This window comes from Marinobacter pelagius (genome assembly GCF_003315345.1).
Lineage (GTDB): Bacteria > Pseudomonadota > Gammaproteobacteria > Pseudomonadales > Oleiphilaceae > Marinobacter > Marinobacter pelagius_A.
This window is the reverse complement of the sequence record NZ_QNRO01000015.1, coordinates 56,100-70,417: the sequence shown is the minus strand read 5'-3', so window position 1 is coordinate 70,417 and position 14,318 is coordinate 56,100. Positions and strand designations below refer to the sequence as shown.

The window sequence follows — 14,318 nt, the reverse complement described above, 5'->3', positions numbered from 1 at the left end:
TCCTCAGTCATATCTCTGCAACTCCAGGAGTGCGATGGTGTATTCGCCTTTCCCCGGATCAAATCCGATCCGGTAGGCCGCGGGATACCAGGCCGGATAGCTGTATCTCTGCGGCTTTTTGACCGGTGTGGTCGAATCCGCAAGTGATTCAAGGTAGGCCAGAGACACCATCGGCTCCACAAACATCAACTCACCCCAGCAGCATCCGGCGGAATCACGTAGCCCGCAGGAACAAGCTGTTCATCCGGTGCCGTAGCAGGGCCCGGTTTTATACGTAAAAGGCGCTACTTCGCCGACGTTCAGCGCAAGAAGTAGTGGTTTCTAAGCATCTGTTTAGTAGACAGTAAGCAGTATAATAGGTCCCTAATGACTACCAAGGCATGATTCGCTTGCCGTAACACCAACAGGATGATTAGAGACCATGAAAACAGCTGCTACCTGGTTTAAAGGTTGGCGTATGAAGCGCAACTTTGTACGCCTCGTAGAAAACACCGAACCCCGTCTGCTTCTCGATGTGGGCTTTTCGCCGGAAGTTGTCGAAGCAAGACTTCGCACGCCTTTCTGGAAGTTCTGATTACCGCATTTTTTGCTGGGCCGAGAAAAGAAGGCCGGTGCAATTGATTTGACACCGGCCTGATTCAGTTGGCTAATTCCCGGGTTTTCACATCTTTTCTGCGCGCATATCCAGAATCCAATTCACCAGTTTTCTGGCCTCTTTCTCACTCACGTCTGCACGGGCATCCATTTCAGGCATTTCTGCGGAGCCCCAGTGATCCTCGCCGCCAGTCAGAACGACCTGAACGAGTCGATCTGCATCGTCTTTAGTATATTTCTGGGCGAGGCTCTGGAAGGAGGGCGCACGGGGAACCTCCTCACTGGTGGTATGGCAGGCCATGCATTGTTTCTCTTCAGCCAGTTTCATTGTGCCTTTTCCGTGGGAATCGGCCAGTGCGGCCACTGAGCCAAGGCAAAAGCAGCCGGCTAGCGTAATTGGTAAGGTAATCCGTTTCATATCAGCTTCCTTTCTTTATATCCCTGATGTAATCGTCCGAGATTACTGCCAATGGTATTCACCAATACTGCCACCTCAGAGATAAAGCTAAACCAAGAAGCTGGGCGATTCCACGAGTACCAGGGCCGTCGGGAGCAATTGTGCTATGCCGGTGAGGTTAATAGCGGGAGAGAATAATCAGAGGAGATTGGCGCTGGCAGAGTACCTTCAAATCCGCGAGTTCTGGTTTCTGTGCTATTTACCGTATTTAACATAATATACATTATGCGCAGTAATGGATGGGCGTAGCCAGAAAATCAGGGCACCACACACCTTTCCAAAAATCTACAGAGAACGATAGCCCAAGCCGGATTCTTCAGACCAAACAACAACCGCTGGGGTCAGATTGGGGTCTGATGAAACCTTTCATCTGACCCCTTCTTATTCGTGGCAGCTAACTCCGACTATTGGTGCTACTCCGAACCCGGATGAACCTTGGTACCAAAGCTCCCATTTCATCGTCCGCGCCCATCTACTTTCACTGTTCACGTAAGTCCGGGGTCAGATGAAAAATTTCATCAGACCCCTTTTCCTGGAAACAAGAGCCACGAACCAACCCTGAGCCAAAAAAACAACGAGGCCCGTCTGAACCCACCATAGCCTGCGAACCCACCGCGGTCTGATGAACACCTTCATCTGACCCCTGTTTAGAATCCCCGCAAAACTTAGAGAACCTGACGCGCATTGCTCCGGCAAAGAGGCCATTCCGCCACCCAAACACAATCCACATCATCAAACAGTTACACGCGAAGCATGTTAAGGTAACATTCTGATTTAAAGAGGATATAAACCATGTCCAATATTTAGGAGTATTGGACATTAAATATATTCTCCGCAGAACTCACCTCCACTCCACGCTCAGGCGCTTTCGGTGTTCAGCAGTTCACGGAAGCGCTTTTTCTACAGCTTCGAGAAAGCCCACCATATCCACTACCTGTTCGGACGCCGGATCCACGGTTTTCCCTTTCAGATCGGCCGTAACGACACCTCGGTCGACCGTATCGGTTAATGCGGCCTTCAATTGAACTGCGTAGTGACTCAGGGGCTCGTTACCCTCTCTCTCACCGAGAGTTTCCAGGGCGTTGGCCAGCGCAAAAATCAATGCTGAGGGGTTGAAATGGGCTATCTTGCCGTCGCTCTCCAGATACTTCAGGTAAAGATCATGGGCCGTGCCATGAGGCGCCTCGAACAACATGGTGCCGTCTTTGCTCTCGATGATCGAACTAGCCGTGGCCAGGCTTCCACCTAGCGCAGCTGAGATGTCTGAGAAGATGTCCCCATCCAGGTTCTGGGAGGGATAAAGCGCGTTACGGGGAGGATCGGTGATCATCTTCTTGAGTTGGCTCGAAGGCCGCATAATCATGAACGATGGTGGTGGCGTGTCCTCACCAGCCAACTCGCGGCGCACCTCGGTTATCACGTCGCTGTAGACTTCGTCGTACTCCATGTACTCGCGTTTGAGGCCGAAATACACCTCTTTTTCCTTGCGCGAGGCGTCGCGGAACACTTGAAGAACCCAGTCCTTGATGGCTTCCCGGTCATTGGACATGAGCAGCATGGGGTCGCCCTTTCTGACCCGGCGGGCATGCTTCTCATCACCGTCGACGATCACCTTGAGAATGCCGTCTTCCTTGGCGGCCATGTTGAAGCTGCCGTACTGGTCACCACCGCCGGCACTCATCCGAGAGATGGACACATGTGCACCCCGGCCCGGAATGCCAAATTCCTTGAGTTGATTCACCAGCTTGAGCAGTTTGCGTCCGGTGGTGTTATCCGGCACACCCCAGAGCGCGCGCTCCGGCGGGTTGGAAACGATTCGCGCCGCCTGGGCATCGATCAGTTCATAGTAGTAATTAAGACCCAGTTCCTCGATCTGCTGTTTATAGTCGCTGTGGTAGATATCTTCGATCACCGAACGCATGGCGCCGTCGTAGCCGGGTATCACCGTATCTTTCAGCCCCAGGTAGATGTCCCGTTTCTCTGCGATGGCGCGCTGGAAGAAGCGGTGCGCCCAGCCTTTAACGTCTTCGATGTCGTTCGTTGCCAACAACCACGGATCGCCCTTCCGGATCTCACGCCGATGCAGCTCCACAGGGTCCCCACTGCTTCCCACGAACATCAGTTTGACCACACCGGTCGCCAGCGACAGCTGGTTAAAGCTGTCCTTGATGCCACCGAATTCCATGGTATCCACTTCAATATCGCGCCCCACCCACTCCGGCCGGCGAATATTGAGGTTGCGAAACTGGATGTCTTCCCGGGTAATATTGCCGCTGATACCCTTCCGGATAGCGCCGTTCGGAGACTTGGTCGCCAGCGGATGCAGGTTGTTGCCGTCCAAATCCGGATGTTTCCGGAGCAAGTCCTCGAGCTGCTTCCGATTTACGGTCATGCCGGCATTTTTCACACCCACGCCATGGCGCTGAAGCGCATCAATGGCATCGAGGACCACCTGGCCATTCGTCAGGAGGCGGTTTTCCGCAGACAGATCAATTTCCTCAAGCTGAATATCAAGCCGTGAGCATACAAACTTCTTGAGAATTTGCTCAAACGCGACCTGAGCCATTTCGTCGCCGTGAAGGATCACGAGAGGCGAGCTCACACTGATTTTGCTATCCATGGAAATCTCCCTGTTATTTGTTGGCCTGTTCAGTCCTGCTGTGATGCCGACGGCTTGATGCCCAACCGCTCATTGACGCTATCTCTGATCTCCCGATAACGCTCGGGATTCTTCGCCAGGGTATCCAGATTGTCTTCGGGGAATATCTCCTTCTTCTTTTTCTCCGCTTCCTCACTGGTAAAAATAGACGGCAGAAGCTGTTCCAGGCAACGCAACATGACTTCCGGCGATACCGAAGCACCGGGAGACGCGCCCAGCAATGTGCCGTAGGTCTTGTCACTGGAGACCAGGATCTCGGTGCCCATCTGCAGGTCCCCATCCCGGATGATCTGCACACGCTGGCCAGCCTCGACCGACTTCCAGTTGAACTTCTTGCTCATGCCCGGCGCGAAGCTGTCCAGTTCTTCGAACATGCGCTTTTCGCCCTTGAAAGTCTCTGAAACCAGGTATTTGACCAGGGGGAAGTGCTCAAGGGCGACATTCAGCAGACTCGGAATATCGTGGATCCGCATTGAGCGAAGGTAATCGAGGAACCCCCGCCCTCTCTCCAGCACCGGTTTGAACGAGGCAAACGGGCCAAACAGAAGGTAATACCTTCCATCCGATACCCGCAGATCGAGATGAGGAACAGACATTGGCGGTGCTCCCACCTTTGCCTTCCCATAGGTCTTGGCCCGGTATTGCTTGGCCTGCTCTTCGGTAATCTCGGCTTGCAGGAAACGCCCGCCAACGGGAAAGCCGGTAAAACGACGGGCGAATGGCAGATGGCTCTTTTTCAGAATCGGGAATGCGCCACCGCCAGCACCGACAAACAGGACATCCGCCTTGTACTGGCGATCAACCCCCCTGCTCCGGGTCTCCACAAGCCAGCTACCCGAGGGGCTGCGATGCACGCGCTTGACGTGGGTGCTGTATTCAATCTTTACCCCAAGATCTTCAACAGCGTGCCTGGCCATTTGCTCTGTCAGCGCACCAAAATTGACGTCTGTACCCGTCTCGATAACGGTCGCCGCCATCTTCTCATGGCGTGGCCGCTCCTCCATGGTGTACGGGATCCAGCTCTTGATCTCGTCGAAATCTTCCGAGTAACGCATCTGTTCGAAGAAGTGGTGAGCGGACATCTCGTTGAACCGGAGTTGCAGTTCCTGAATCGACGGCTCGGATACGATGGTGCAGTGCTTGGTCTGGTTGATGAACGATTTGGGATCCTTGATCGCTCCCTTCCGGATCAGATAGGCCCAGAACTGCTTGGCGACGTTGAACTGGGCGTGAATCTTTACAGCCTTTTCGACTGAAATAACCTCTTCGTCCACCGGGGTGTAGTTGAGCTCACAATTCGCCTCGTGCCCGGTACCTGCGTTGTTGAACACCCAGGAATTCCCGGAACCAGGGCCGTCCAGTCTTTCCAGAATGGTGATATCCAGTTCCGGTGCCAATTCCTTCGCCAGTGTGGCGAAAGTAGTGCCCATTATTCCTGCGCCGATAACAATTACGTTCATTCGTTCTTCCCGTCAGAGTCAAGATTCTGAAATTATTCGGCAACGTTTACTTCGATGACGGTAGCACGCTTTTTCTGTATACGAAAAAAGCGCTCGGCTGAGCATCGAATCGACATTTCAACTTCTTGGTTTTGGACAATTTCAGTCGCATTGATGGGGTTAATACTTTTTGGGAACCTCGAATCGACTAGTTGTGGTAGACTCCATTTCAAGTTTGTTTAGCACTTTGCGTGAAAATTGCTCGCTAACCTATTGATTCCTGGTGCCGACGATTTAGCACTTTCTATAGTCGCCCAAAAGACGCCCCGCATGAACTCAAGAGCCAGATTTCCCGGTTTTCCCTTGTTCGATACCGCCGAACTTATCCACGAACAGGCCGATCTCGAGCTCTATCCAGACCTGCAGGCGGCTTTGGCTGCGCTCCCGATCGATCACGGGTCAGCCCTGAAAGATTTCAGCATCGCCCACAAGTTCCTAGTAAAATACAGCGATGTTTCAGGCACCTACAGCCGGTTTCGAAGCGAGATTCAGAGGTTTCTGAATTACACCTGGTTGATCGCAAAACGGCGTCTTTCACAGGCAGATACCGACCTTGTCAGCAGTTATTTCACCTTCCTGAAAACGCCGCCGGCACCGTGGGTGTCCCGCGGGATCTACCCCGCCTTTATCAGCAGTAATGACGAACGGCAGTTCAATCCGAATTGGCGCCCCATGGCCCTGCGGTCCAAGGACCTCAACGCGCCCTACTCCGTAACGCAGGCAAGCCTGAATGCCAGCCGGACAGCCTTGCAGACCTTCTTCAAATATCTGGTGATGCAGGATTACCTGCAACGAAACCCGTTACTTGATGTCCGAAAACGGGACCGGAATGCCAAGCCCAGCCTAAATCAGGACAAAGATGCAGAAGTGCGGCGACTGACCGACTGGCAGTGGTCGTATCTGCTTGAAACCCTCACGGAGCTCGCCAGCGCCGATGCCAGGTACGAACGCCATCTTTTCGTCATCGTAACCATGAAAAGCCTGTTTCTCCGAGTCAGCGAATTGGCCCCGAGACCGGTGGACCTGGGGCAGCTGAGAACGCCAACATTTGGTGATTTCAGGCGCACCATCGTTGATGGTGAACCCTACTGGATCTATTCCGTTTTCGGCAAGGGCGACAAGACCCGTCAGGTCACTCTTCCCGATGCCTACCTTGGTTACCTAAAACGATGGCGTTTACACCTGGGGCTCACCTCCCCCCTGCCCGTTCCCGGCGAATCCACACCCATTCTTCCTTCCAAAAAGGGAGATGCGATCGGTAAAAGACAGGTCCAGCGAATCTATGAGCAAGCCATGGTTGCCACTGCGGACCGAATGGAACGAGAAGGCTTCATCGACGAAGCCAAACAGATGCTGGCGATCCGATCCGAGACCCACTATCTTCGGCATACCGGTGCCAGCCAAGCGATTGAAGCAGGTGGCGATATTCGCCACATCAGTGAGGAACTCGGGCACGCCAATGCGACTTTCACCGAATCGGTTTACGTGAATTCAGAACAGGCACGGCGTCGAACCGAGGGCCGGAGACGGCTGGTTTGAATGGACTTGAGAAAAACAATTCTCGTACTGTCGGTATTGACCCTGCCTCCGAATTAGGTCCAGCCAGAATTGGCAAAATCCAGTTCCTGACAATAGCCTCAATCAAAAATGATTCTAACGATCGGTCGTAATGTTGGAGATTATTTTAGGCCGGCGTGGCATGCAGCATTGCGCCTGTGTATTTCATCAGCGATTGCCTGCCAGGAGGACTTCGCTTCTTTAAGGTTACAGCCCGGAGGCGCAGCAGCAACAGCTGGGATAAAGGACTCAATGCCGAGTGCGCGCATTCGATCCCGAGCCTTGGCCCCCAACGCAACTATCACGCAGTGATTGAGCAGCTCAAGTTGAGGCAACAGGTAGCGAGTTCCGCAATTTCGTTCGCACGCAACGCGCACCGGGCCCGATTCAACCGGGGCTGAACACAAAACGGAGTTCGTCATCCATGTCTTTTTAATCTGTTGTTCAAAATTTAATTCTGGCCAGCATAAATTCAGTATCAGCCTGACGTTTCGGTGAAACAGGTCAGTGCCTTCTGAAAACGCCCTCATCGCTTTCTCATGCGCGGACTCAATTCCACTGTGAACTTCGTCGTCGTGAGGATCGCCAGGTTCGGCGAACACAAGAACAAGTTCAATTTCTTCCAAGTTGCCATGTGCACCTAAAAATCCCCTGGGCACATGCCCTTCTCGTGGATCCCAACGCATGCTTTCACATGCACCTGAAAATCCGGCGCATGGTGCATAGGCTGGTGTGAGAATTTCCTTGAGCTTGCTGTTTAACTCCATGTAACACCTCATCCTGAAGTTTTGGCGGATACACTGGCCAGTAACTTTCACTGTAGGACAAACAGAGAACTTATCTAGCAAACCATGATGTGAATGAAGTGGCTAACACCTTGGAATTTGTCAGCGCTTGAGCCCCCAGGACGATGGAAGCACTCTCGACCTGAAGTACAAGGCGCACATTGATGTTACAGACCACAGCCTTTTCATAGGTTATCGAACGTGGATCCATTGATCCCCAGCATTAATGAAACGGCCTTGCCCTAGACCGCCGTTGGGGGCAATAGTCGATAACACTTCTTTCATCAACGCATCATTGCCAGTGAACTTTAAATAGTAATCACAGATCCAACCAACTTGACCTTCGGCAGCAGCACAACCGAGATTTTCAAAATGGGTCATTTTGAAAGACAAATCGCATCCCCCCGCGGAAGCCACACATAAGCTCAAACACTGTGTGGCCAGAATGGGGTTATTCCCGAACTCTCGGGCCCGGCATTTACGGCCCAACTCTTTGTAACTGGTGTTCATATCATCGATTGTCGTTGCCAGGGCAACGCACACATCCCGCTCCGAGGGAGACTCGACGGCATCTTCCGGGTTCTTGAAACGTTCACAGTAACTCTGGTTTAACGCGGCTCTTTGCTGCTTAATCAAAAGCTGTTGCCGCCGATGATCAATACTGGTCCAAACAGGACCAAGGGTCGGCTCGTTTCGATCGCCAGACAGGCCTATGTAATTTGCTACTAGTTGATCGAGCTGCGTGACTTTATCGGCGTTTTCAACCTTCTGAATCAGTTGGGATTGTGTGCTCTGTAAGAGAAATCGGCGTTGCAACCGAAATTTTTGGATGGCTTGGGCGATAGTCGCTCCCTCCATGGCCTGATATTTACCTTGAAACATCCGAAACCACTTAGTGGACTGCGCCAATCCATCCAGATTCGACGAGAGATTGGATAGTACCTCAACATCCCTCGAGACTTCGGAGCTGAGTAACTGTTCCTGCCTTCGGGCGATGATAGTTCTGTGGTGAGCCAACTGATCTTCGGTTACCGAATCAACAAGCGCTCCGTTTTCTTCCAGTAATCGATCAAGGCGTGATATCGCCCCAAAATCTGTGGCCTCAGCTACGGCTCTATCTACACGGCCAGCGAGAATTTCCGGAGCGAGGCTCTCTAGAGAATTTGCCAGGCGTTGCTCGAATTCCGCGCGCTCGCTGGGCCATAAATCCGCGAGTTTGTCATCCGAAGCAACCTGGATTTGTTCCCATGAAGCGTATCCCGCTTCATTTGGGGGCAGTCGATTCAAATCTGACGATCTATCTCGAAGCCATTGCCTCCCCTGGGAGATGATTTGTACTCGCAGAACCACTTCCGCGTGAGAAAAATCACCACGGTCCAGAATGAACGGACGGGTAACAATGTGGCTGTAACCCTGAAAATATCCGCTCAGCTCCTGATTCTTTAAGCAGGGGCTCAAGATATCGTAGTAAATCCGTTTGCGTTCGTTCTTACTATAATCGGTGTATGACTGACCCCAGACTGGCTTGAAGTCAGCGTCTGAAAATAGTGGCGCTGCTTTTGCGAAAACTTGGTTGAGGGGTGTGTGGCGTAGATCCAGCTCAGGATATTCGGCTTTAAGCTTGGAGGCCCACTTGGCAACCGCTATGCACCGCTGTGTTTCGTTCGCAGCTTCTGCCAACGCAGTCGGAGCCTCATTCCAAAGCCGCTTGGAGCGTTCGGTCCGCGCCAACAATTCCTCAGTGCGTTCTGGATCTTTCGTTACTTGGAAGTTGCCGCATTGATTGAAGGAAATGGTACCTGTGATTTGATTGCCTTCATATCGACCGGTAAGACCAACAGCGGTGAAGCCGATAGGACGCTTCTCCCACTCACCGGGTTCAAGCACCAGCGTTCGTGCCTTTTCGTCCTTCTGGCCTGATATGTTAAAAGCGCCGCTGGGTCTATCTCCGCTGTCCAAGTAAAACACGAATAAGCCTTGAAGCTGGGTATTCTCCTGGACCAAAAAGAGGTCTAGACGAATAGGCGTATTGCTGCAACGGTAGTATCCTGACCATACGCCTGTTAGAGATTCGCTGGCGCGCACGTCGAGAGTGCAAAGTAAAAGCCAGATCACCATCAAACGTTTCATCACAGCCCTCCATTCAGCCCTAGGGCATTGCCAACTGCTATGATGTGCATGCTTATGGCCGACTTATTGACACTTTGTTGTAAAAACTGAAAACACACAGCAATAGAAATATTATAGACAGGCGCTGACTATCAACAACTTCTGATGATGGATTCGGGTTTGAATTTACAACTTACTAATCTCTAATTCATTATTCTTTGCCGTTAAAATTGCCATACCTTCTATCCGTATTTTTTTAAGCAAATATCCGTCTAGCAATTTGTTGAGCGTTAGCCTTTAAGGGAACATACTCCCTGTAGAAAACTAAGGGATTACTGTTGAGGAGGGCATGCGATGCCTTATGACGACAGTGAGCAGCGGAAGCTGAATGATTACCTGGCAGGGCAGGCATTTGGAGTTGGGTACAATACTCATAGCAGCCTTGGCGCTCAGCACTACAAATCGAATTTCTCTCCAACGCCGTCAGTAGCCACTGACCGGAATGCTGTGAGCCAAGATTTTGTCGAACAGGAAAAATCGGCCGTTAAACTCACTCAATCTGAACGTAAAGCGCTCCGAAAACAACAGTCAAAATTGCAAGCGATTTCAAATGACCAAAGCTTTCTTGGGCTAATTTTTTGGGGGAGCCTGGCAGGGGTTGCTTATCTTGATTACCTATATTTACCAGAGATGCAGTGGTGGGCACATGTTCTTATCGTATCCCCCATCCCCCTCGTCTTAGCAACTTTACTTAAACGGTATCCAAAGTTTGTTCGAAAACTTAGATATACGATCATGAGCTGCACAGGACTTGCAATAGCTGTGATGGTGGCCTTTCACCTGAATTTACTGCCAATTGGATAGGACTATAGCAAGCAAACTCCCGATACCTCAGGCATTAGCATCTTGCTCCGCAATAGGATTTTCGGAGTAACAGAAAAAGCAGCTATTCAATGGAGGAATAGCCATGTTGAGTTCATTTACCAGGTGCTTTCCCTTTGCCGCCGTTACCGCTTTGTGGCTTTTCAGCATGCCCCCTGCAAACGCAGGTTTTTTCGATGAACTGGCCGAATCCGCAGATAAGTTGCGACAAACAGCTGAGGACATATCGCAGTTTGGAAAAAATGGGGATACAAAACCAGTTCCAAAGACGGCTCCAGAAGACAAAATGGAGGAATCGAGCGAAACTAAGCCGCCCTCCGTTAACTCAACAAATGCCCCAGCCTACTTTGCTAATTATAACAAAAGCCCCAGTCATGTAGCGTCAGCCCAGCAGATGCTCAATCAACTCGGATACAATGTGGGGCAAGCTGACGGTATATATGGCCGAAATACTGAAAAAGGAATCCGGGCTTATAAGATGGATAAAGGGCTATCTGTTGACGGAAATGTTACCGCCGAACTGCTTGGCTATCTGAGCCAGGATAGGCGACAAATATTGGGTCGAGATTCGTCAGCTACCCAAGACCTAAAAAACCAGAATCACGAACGAAAGAATATACCTGTCAAAAACCCACAAACAAGTCAAGCTGCAGTTAGTAGTAAAAACTTCCCACCAGAACTTGTATTTGACCGACCTACACATGATAAGTCATGCATTGAACTTCACTCAATTTGTCGTGATTCGGTTCTTAATAAGCTGAAAAATCAGGAAATTAATTCAATCCAATTTAAAAAATGGGGCGAAATTTGTGATCAGCAAACAAGAGACTGCACAGAATTCAAAAATAACAAAAATTCTAGCGAACCGGAACCATTAATATCTCGATACATTGCAGATCAAATCGAGCAGTGCCGTTATGGTACATCATCAACAGCTAGAAGGTTTGACTGTGACTGTATAGAACGAAAATACAAAAAAATTCATTCTGGTAAGCCCAAGAACCAGGAATACGACGATTATACTAACGCCTTAGCGCAATGCGTTGATCCCATTAAAACGTATAATTATGCTTACGAAAGCTGCATGGGTTCGGCTGATCTGATTCTCAATCAGCAGCCCAACGGCGACAAGGCCTCAAAAAATGAGTTCTGCGAATGCACAGCTGTAGAATACCAATCTGGCCTGATTTCCGCAGCTAATACACCGTCGTCAAACGTCGGTGACAGTCAGCTGAGTCGCAGAATTCTCACTTCATCATTTGAGAGATGCTTGTAGCCGGCCCTTCGCTCCAAAGACACGAAGACGCCCTATTCCGTAACCCAGGCCAGCCTCAACGCCAGTCACACCAACTTGCAAACGCTCTTCAAATACCTGGTACGTCGTGATTACCTGCAGCGAAACCCACTGCAGGACGTTCGCAAACGGGATCGGAATGCCAAGCCAAACCTGAACCAGGACCGTGATGTCGAGGTGCGCCGGCTTACCGACTGGCAATGGTCTTACCTGCTGGAAACGCTGACCGAACTGGCCAGCGCCGATGCCAAGTTCGAACGTCATCTTTTCGTGATCGTCACGATGAAAAGCCTGTTCCTCCGGGTCAGCGAACTGGCACCCCGGCCCGTGGATCGCGGCCAAATGCGGACGCCAACCTTCGAAGACTTCAGGCGAACCATCGTGGATGGCGAGCCCTACTGGGCCTATTCGGTTTTCGGCAAGGGCGACAAGACCCGTCAGGTCACCCTCCCGGATGCCTACCTTGGCTATCTCAAGAGATTGCGTCTGCATCAGGGGCTCACTTCCCCCCTGCCCGTTCCCGGCGAATCCACACCGGTCCTTCCTTCCAAAAAAGGAGATGCGATTTGTAAAAGGCAGGTCCAGCGGATCTATGAGCAAGCCATGGTTGCCACTGCGGACCGAGGGGCGGAAACGAACAGTCTAGTGCTTGCTCACATCATCCGGTTCACTTGACGGTGTAACCACGACCTTCCATACACGCAGCGAAAGCTCGATAGTAGTCAGCCATTTGCTGTTGCTGGGCTTCCTGTTCGGCCGCCTGTTTCTGCCTCGCTTTGGCGCCACCGGCCATGGCTCCGGCTACAGCTCCCACTGCAGCGCCTTTACCCGCATCGTCATCAGCGATTTCACCGATGATTGCGCCACCTGCAGCACCACGCGCAGCGCCGCGGAGACGCTCCCCGCCGGCTCCGGTTGTCGGAGCCGTCTGTGCCGGGACAGCAGTGGATGCCTAGGCTATGGCTGCGGGATCAACGCCTGTGGACTGCTTGGCCCATGCATAACATTCGGCTTCGTCACGGGCTTGTTGCTCGGCTGTTTGACCTTTTGCCGGGTAAACAATGGTTTGTTGTGCCACGGCAGGTAATGTCAGGCACATCATGGCAACCAGTGTGGACGAGGCTATAAGGCTTCCTGCCACAATCCTTTTTCTCTTCATCCTCAATTCCCTCTTGGATGATCGTGTGAGGCGTAATTGCTTTATCGGGGTTATTGCAGATCAATTTTTGAACACCCCGTTAGCACGAAAACAGACTATTCCAATAAGGGGCTCCAACGGGCCTCCAAGAAATCGAGAAAGACCTGAATGCGTGAAGACAAAGTCGTATTTCGGTAATAGACAGCATTGACCAGTTCTCGCGGATTTGGATGTACCAGGTGGTTGACGCCGATCTTTGAAGAGGTCACCGGCTTCGCCTCCGGTGAGGCCGTCTAGCTACTGAGTTTATTCGAGCGCCAGATGAGCTTCACCGGGTATGGAAAAGTCCACGTCGGCCATCGAGTCTCCTAAAAAATCCAACAAAGCCCTGACCGCAGGCAGCAGGCCCCGCCGGGAAGGGAACACCGCATGAAGAATGCCGCCGCGGGGCTGCCAGCCAGGTAAAACGTTGATCAATCGACGCTCCACAAGGTCACGACCGCCAACTATCAACGGCATACGAACAATACCAAGCCCTTCCATCGCCGCCTGTCTGAGCGTGAATACATCATCCGTTACAAGCCGTGGCGAGTGGTGCACCTGGGCGGTAGCGCCCTCCGGTCCGTCGAGGCACCACACGTGTTTGCCGTCCGCTTGTTCAAAATCGAGACTGGGCATATCGGCCAGATCGTCAGGAACGGCGGGTTTTGGATAAGTATCGAAAAAGTCCGGGGATGCCATCAGGCACTGTGGGCTCTTCGACAGCACCTTCATGGCAAGTTCGCTATCTTCGAGCGGTGGGAAGCGGACTCTCAGGGCTACATCGTAGCCTTCCTTGATCACATCAACCCGGCGACTGGTTGCATCAATCTCAATCTTCACGTGGGGATACCGGGCCATGAAACGCACCAGTAACTGCCCAACGTGGAAGTAGATCAGACCGGGAGGGCAACTCAATCGAACCACTCCCCTCGGCTCGGCACGCGATTGGTCAATAACCTCCTGTGCGGCTTCTGCCTCCACCAGCATTGCAACACAATGACGGTAATACTCCTGCCCCAACTCGGTAACGGAAAAATGCCGCGTAGACCGGTTGATCAGTCTGGTATCCAGCCGATCCTCAAGCACTGAAATACGACGACTCAGCTTGGATTTCGGAATTCCCAGTGCGCGGCCCGCCGGCGCAAAACCACCGTGATCGATCACCTGTACAAAGAAGTAAAGGTCGTTGAGATCCTGCATGTGACATCGTCCTGTTTATAGAACAGAGAGTATGGTTTTTGCCGTCTACTCAGTCCAGTCAGTGGTTCCTATGATTCTCCCATCAACGCAGCCGGCGGCCAC

General features: G+C 51.8%; 12 protein-coding genes and 1 pseudogene. 5 read left to right on the top strand and 8 right to left on the bottom strand.

Features of this window, described 5'->3' with window-relative positions; translation table 11 throughout:
• Positions 1 to 3: 3 nt before the first annotated feature.
• Positions 4 to 186, bottom strand: coding sequence for a hypothetical protein (locus DET50_RS13385; protein WP_113863343.1), 183 nt, complete (start codon positions 184 to 186; stop codon positions 4 to 6).
• A 235-nt stretch (positions 187 to 421) separates the two neighbouring features.
• Between DET50_RS13385 and DET50_RS19445 the strand changes: the two genes are divergently transcribed.
• Positions 422 to 574 carry a hypothetical protein gene (locus DET50_RS19445; protein ID WP_181799988.1) on the top strand — a complete coding sequence of 51 codons (153 nt, stop codon included), beginning with the start codon at positions 422 to 424 and terminating at the stop codon, positions 572 to 574.
• An 87-nt stretch (positions 575 to 661) separates the two neighbouring features.
• Here the strand turns inward: DET50_RS19445 and DET50_RS13380 are convergent, their stop codons facing one another.
• The 3 genes from DET50_RS13380 to DET50_RS13370 all read right to left on the bottom strand — a co-directional run bounded on the left by DET50_RS13380 (position 662) and on the right by DET50_RS13370 (position 5,170).
• Positions 662 to 1,012: a c-type cytochrome gene (locus DET50_RS13380; protein WP_113863342.1), complete on the bottom strand. Its 351-nt coding sequence runs from the start codon at positions 1,010 to 1,012 to the stop codon at positions 662 to 664.
• Between the two features lie 922 nt (positions 1,013 to 1,934).
• Complete coding sequence (locus tag DET50_RS13375; RefSeq protein ID WP_113863341.1) at positions 1,935 to 3,671, bottom strand: isocitrate/isopropylmalate family dehydrogenase; 1,737 nt, start codon at positions 3,669 to 3,671, stop codon at positions 1,935 to 1,937.
• A gap of 29 nt (positions 3,672 to 3,700) precedes the next feature.
• Complete coding sequence (locus DET50_RS13370) at positions 3,701 to 5,170, bottom strand: malate:quinone oxidoreductase (RefSeq protein ID WP_113863340.1); 1,470 nt, start codon at positions 5,168 to 5,170, stop codon at positions 3,701 to 3,703.
• 237 nt (positions 5,171 to 5,407) lie between these two features.
• Between DET50_RS13370 and DET50_RS13365 the strand changes: the two genes are divergently transcribed.
• A complete protein-coding gene (locus DET50_RS13365) occupies positions 5,408 to 6,748 on the top strand; it encodes a tyrosine-type recombinase/integrase (RefSeq protein WP_258546130.1) in 1,341 nt (446 codons plus the stop codon).
• A 140-nt stretch (positions 6,749 to 6,888) separates the two neighbouring features.
• Here the strand turns inward: DET50_RS13365 and DET50_RS19505 are convergent, their stop codons facing one another.
• Both DET50_RS19505 and DET50_RS13355 read right to left on the bottom strand, forming a co-directional pair.
• Positions 6,889 to 7,533 carry a hypothetical protein gene (locus DET50_RS19505; protein ID WP_220150148.1) on the bottom strand — a complete coding sequence of 215 codons (645 nt, stop codon included), beginning with the start codon at positions 7,531 to 7,533 and terminating at the stop codon, positions 6,889 to 6,891.
• 210 nt (positions 7,534 to 7,743) lie between these two features.
• Positions 7,744 to 9,681 carry a hypothetical protein gene (locus tag DET50_RS13355; protein ID WP_113863338.1) on the bottom strand — a complete coding sequence of 646 codons (1,938 nt, stop codon included), beginning with the start codon at positions 9,679 to 9,681 and terminating at the stop codon, positions 7,744 to 7,746.
• Between the two features lie 333 nt (positions 9,682 to 10,014).
• Between DET50_RS13355 and DET50_RS13350 the strand changes: the two genes are divergently transcribed.
• The 3 genes from DET50_RS13350 to DET50_RS13340 all read left to right on the top strand — a co-directional run bounded on the left by DET50_RS13350 (position 10,015) and on the right by DET50_RS13340 (position 12,511).
• A complete protein-coding gene (locus DET50_RS13350) occupies positions 10,015 to 10,524 on the top strand; it encodes a hypothetical protein (RefSeq protein WP_113863337.1) in 510 nt (169 codons plus the stop codon).
• A gap of 103 nt (positions 10,525 to 10,627) precedes the next feature.
• On the top strand, positions 10,628 to 11,818 hold the full coding sequence (locus DET50_RS13345) for a peptidoglycan-binding domain-containing protein (RefSeq protein WP_113863336.1): 1,191 nt from the start codon (positions 10,628 to 10,630) through the stop codon (positions 11,816 to 11,818).
• Between the two features lie 75 nt (positions 11,819 to 11,893).
• Positions 11,894 to 12,511, top strand: a complete 618-nt coding sequence (locus tag DET50_RS13340; protein ID WP_113863335.1) for a site-specific integrase — start codon at positions 11,894 to 11,896, stop codon at positions 12,509 to 12,511.
• On the opposite strand, the pseudogene DET50_RS19500 reads toward DET50_RS13340, so the two are convergent.
• Positions 12,504 to 12,722, bottom strand: a pseudogene (locus DET50_RS19500) (glycine zipper domain-containing protein); the annotation flags it as partial. The gene DET50_RS13340 and the pseudogene DET50_RS19500 overlap by 8 nt on opposite strands.
• A 558-nt stretch (positions 12,723 to 13,280) precedes the next feature.
• Positions 13,281 to 14,216: a LysR substrate-binding domain-containing protein gene (locus DET50_RS13325; RefSeq protein ID WP_113863334.1), complete on the bottom strand. Its 936-nt coding sequence runs from the start codon at positions 14,214 to 14,216 to the stop codon at positions 13,281 to 13,283.
• Positions 14,217 to 14,318: the final 102 nt, after the last annotated feature.

Coding starts and splice junctions, on each gene's coding strand:
- DET50_RS13385 (WP_113863343.1), bottom strand. CDS start 186: ATGTTTGTGGAGCCGATGGTGTCTCTGGCCTACCTTGAATCACTTGCG.
- DET50_RS19445 (WP_181799988.1), top strand. CDS start 422: ATGAAAACAGCTGCTACCTGGTTTAAAGGTTGGCGTATGAAGCGCAAC.
- DET50_RS13380 (WP_113863342.1), bottom strand. CDS start 1,012: ATGAAACGGATTACCTTACCAATTACGCTAGCCGGCTGCTTTTGCCTT.
- DET50_RS13375 (WP_113863341.1), bottom strand. CDS start 3,671: ATGGATAGCAAAATCAGTGTGAGCTCGCCTCTCGTGATCCTTCACGGC.
- DET50_RS13370 (WP_113863340.1), bottom strand. CDS start 5,170: ATGAACGTAATTGTTATCGGCGCAGGAATAATGGGCACTACTTTCGCC.
- DET50_RS19505 (WP_220150148.1), bottom strand. CDS start 7,533: ATGGAGTTAAACAGCAAGCTCAAGGAAATTCTCACACCAGCCTATGCA.
- DET50_RS13355 (WP_113863338.1), bottom strand. CDS start 9,681: ATGAAACGTTTGATGGTGATCTGGCTTTTACTTTGCACTCTCGACGTG.
- DET50_RS13350 (WP_113863337.1), top strand. CDS start 10,015: ATGCCTTATGACGACAGTGAGCAGCGGAAGCTGAATGATTACCTGGCA.
- DET50_RS13345 (WP_113863336.1), top strand. CDS start 10,628: ATGTTGAGTTCATTTACCAGGTGCTTTCCCTTTGCCGCCGTTACCGCT.
- DET50_RS13325 (WP_113863334.1), bottom strand. CDS start 14,216: ATGCAGGATCTCAACGACCTTTACTTCTTTGTACAGGTGATCGATCAC.